Source organism: Ferrovibrio sp., assembly GCF_029255545.1.
Lineage (GTDB): Bacteria > Pseudomonadota > Alphaproteobacteria > Ferrovibrionales > Ferrovibrionaceae > Ferrovibrio.
In genome coordinates, this window is the sequence record NZ_JANLJJ010000071.1 from 14189 (window position 1) to 17118 (window position 2930).

The 2930-nt window shown below is 66.1% G+C and carries 4 protein-coding genes; all 4 read right to left on the minus strand.

The genetic code is table 11. The annotated features are described in order from the left end of the window. Positions 1-655 (minus strand): ATP-binding cassette domain-containing protein (locus Q1J79_RS14125; RefSeq protein WP_300301500.1); only part of this gene is annotated, 655 nt, incomplete at its 3' end. Continuing rightward, entirely contained in the window at positions 652-1653 is a 1002-nt protein-coding gene (locus Q1J79_RS14130; protein WP_300301503.1) for an HlyD family efflux transporter periplasmic adaptor subunit, read from the minus strand. The genes Q1J79_RS14125 and Q1J79_RS14130, both read right to left, overlap by 4 nt. Positions 1654-1790: 137 nt before the next feature. Next, complete coding sequence (locus Q1J79_RS14135) at positions 1791-2096, minus strand: DUF3861 domain-containing protein (RefSeq protein ID WP_300301505.1); 306 nt, start codon at positions 2094-2096, stop codon at positions 1791-1793. A gap of 55 nt (positions 2097-2151) precedes the next feature. Then, positions 2152-2790: a PadR family transcriptional regulator gene (locus tag Q1J79_RS14140; protein ID WP_300301507.1), complete on the minus strand. Its 639-nt coding sequence runs from the start codon at positions 2788-2790 to the stop codon at positions 2152-2154. Positions 2791-2930 lie beyond the last annotated feature (140 nt).

The following is a 2930-nucleotide window of genomic DNA, read 5'->3' on the forward strand; positions in this document are numbered from 1 at the left end:
CCAGCATCACCACATGGCTGAAGCGTTCCGCCTCGTCCATCGTCGAGGTGGCGACTAGCAGGGCCAGCTGCGGCCGGCTCTGCCGGATCGCCTCGATCAGGTCCCAGAACTGCCGGCGCGACAGCGGATCGACGCCGGTGGTGGGCTCATCCAGAATCAGCAGGTCGGGGTCATGCACCAGCGCGCAGCACAGGCCCAGCTTCTGCTTCATGCCGCCCGACAGCTTGTGCATCGGCCGGTCGGCGAAGGGCGTCAGACCGGTGGCTTCCAGCAGGGCGGGGATGCGGCGGTTGCGCTCGGCATGGTCATGGCCGAACAGGCGGGCGAAGAAGGCGATATTCTCCGCCACCGTGAGATTGGCGTAGAGATTGCGGCCCAGGCCCTGCGGCATATAGGCGATGCGCGGCTGCACGGCTTCGCGCGCGCTGCGGCTGGCGAAATCGACGCCCAGCGCCGCGATGCTGCCCTGCTGCAACTTCTTGGCGCCGGCGGCCAGCGCCAGCAGGGTGGATTTGCCGACCCCATCGGGCCCGACCAGAGCCAGCGTCGCGCCCGGCGCCAGGTCGAGGCTCACATCCTCCAGCGCGACGGCCTTGCCGTAACGATGGCTGACATGGGCGATGCTCAGACCGCCATGCGGTGCCCCGGCATTCATTGCGTCGCTTGGGTTGCGACTTTCGCGGTCAGGTCGGATTCAAGCCAGGCCGGCCAGGCGGCAGCCGCATCCAGCCGCACATAGGCCATGCCGGTCAGGCCGGTTTTCACCTGGTCGAGATATTGCTGCACCAGGCTCTGCGGCACGCGCGCCTTGATGCGGAACATCATGCGCTCGCGTTCGCTGCGCGTCTCGACCTGCTTGGGCGTGAACTGCGCACGCGACGACACGAACGACACTTTCGCCGGCACCGCGCGCTCACTTGCCGCATCCAGCAGCAGCCGCGCCTCGGCGCCGATCGCCACGCGGCCGGCGGCTTCAGACGGCAGGAAGAAGGTCATGTAGACATCGGAGAGATCAAGCAGGGTGGCGACCTTGCCGCCGGCGCCCAGCACCTCGCCGGCCTCGGCCAGGCGGAACAGGATGCGGCCGGCGCGTGGCGCGGTCAGGATGCCGTCCTTCAGCAGGTCGCGGATGCGCTCGGCCTCGGCCGTGGCCACGCGGATGGCGGCTTCGGCGCTGCCGCGCTTGCTGTCGGCCGCCGCCAGCGCCGCTTCCGCGGTGCGGCGGATATTGCGCTGCTGGTCGACCTTCTGCTGCGACACGAAATTCTGGCCCGACAGCACCAGGGCGCGCTGCAGGTCCTTGTCGGCAAGACTGAGTTCGCTCTGGCGCTGGTTGATCTCGGCCAGCACCTGGTTGCGCTGCTGCTCGGCCTGGGCGATCTGCGCCTCGGCAGACCGCAGTTGCGCTTCCAGCTCACGGGTATCCAGCCGGGCGATCACCTGCCCGGCCTGCACCAGGTCGCCTTCCTCCACATCCACTTCCAGCAGGCGGGCGGCGTATTTGGTGGCGATGTCGATCTCGTTGGCCTCGATGCGGCCATTGCCGGCGGCAAAACCCGGCGGCAGGGCGGCGCGACGCTGCTGCAGGTACCACCAGCCGCCAGCCCCGCCGGCGACAACGACCAGCAGCAGAATCAACACAATGCGACGCATTCAACAGGCCCCTCCGTCAGGCCCCGGGCCCCGGATCGGAGCGACCCAAGGCTGCGCCTTCAGAGTCCGTGCTGCATTGCGGTAAATCAAGCGGAAAGCGGCGATCGTCCCCGGATGTGATGCCGGTCACCGCTTCCCTAGCCGGCCGCGATCGCCTTGTTCCGCGCCTTCAGGCCACCGATGAAGGCCCGGATCGCCGGCAGCAGCGCAGCGAAAAGCGGATCGTCGCGGCGTTTCAGCATCACCTCGGAAAACAGCTTCAAGCCGATGCCCAGCGAGGCCGCCTCGTCCGGCTGATACGCGCCGCTGGCCTGCAGGCGCGTCACGATGCCCAGGATCTCGTCGTGATTCACCGCCTCGAAACACAGCGGCGGCCGCACCGGCATGTCCTGCTGCGGCCCGCCGAGATGCTCGATGGTGACGCGGTACCGATGCCCCTTCATGCTATGGCCTTTCCAGGTTGAAAGATCGCTGCCCCACATCCGTCCTCCCGCATGATCATTGCTGTCCGCGAATCTCTTTCGCCGTACGCACCAGAATGTCGATGATGCGGCGCTGCTCCTCGGGCGAGGCATCCTGCTTGTCCAGCAGGGCGAGCTTCAGGTTGCGCCGCGCCGCGCGCATGCTGGCCGAGGCATCGGCATCGTCATCGGCCGCATCCTCGCCGCCACGGAAGAACTGCCTGGCGCGCGCCACCTTTTCGCCAATGCGGGCCAGCTGGCCCAGCATGGCATCGGCCTGGGCGCGGTGACCGGCCAGATAGGCGATACCGGTTTCGGTCAGGCTGTAGAGTTTCTTAGCGCCCTCGGCCGTCACGCTGGCATGGCCGATTTCCTCCAGGTAGGTCAGCGCGGGATAGATCACGCCGGGGCTGGGGGCGTAAAAGCCCGAAGAATGCTCCTCCAGCGCCTTGATGATCTCGTAGCCATGTCGCGGCTTCTGCTCCAGCAGGGCCAGGATCAGCAGCTGCAGATCCGCGGCGCTGACCATCCGGCTGGCGCGAAAACCATGACCACCGAGGCCATCGTCTTCGAAAAAGGCCGCAAACTTGCCGCGAAAGCCGCCACGATGGCCGCGCCGGTGCATGCAGGCATGCCCGGCATGTTCACGTAACGCATTGAAAATAAAAGGTCTCATGTTCACTCCTGTCTTATGATAATGTCTTTAGACGTATCTTAAGATATAATTTGCGATACCAATGTCAAGCACGGCCGTAAAAAAGCTGGTGCCCGCTGCCGGACTCGAACCGGCACGGCCTTGCGGCCTCGGGATTTTAA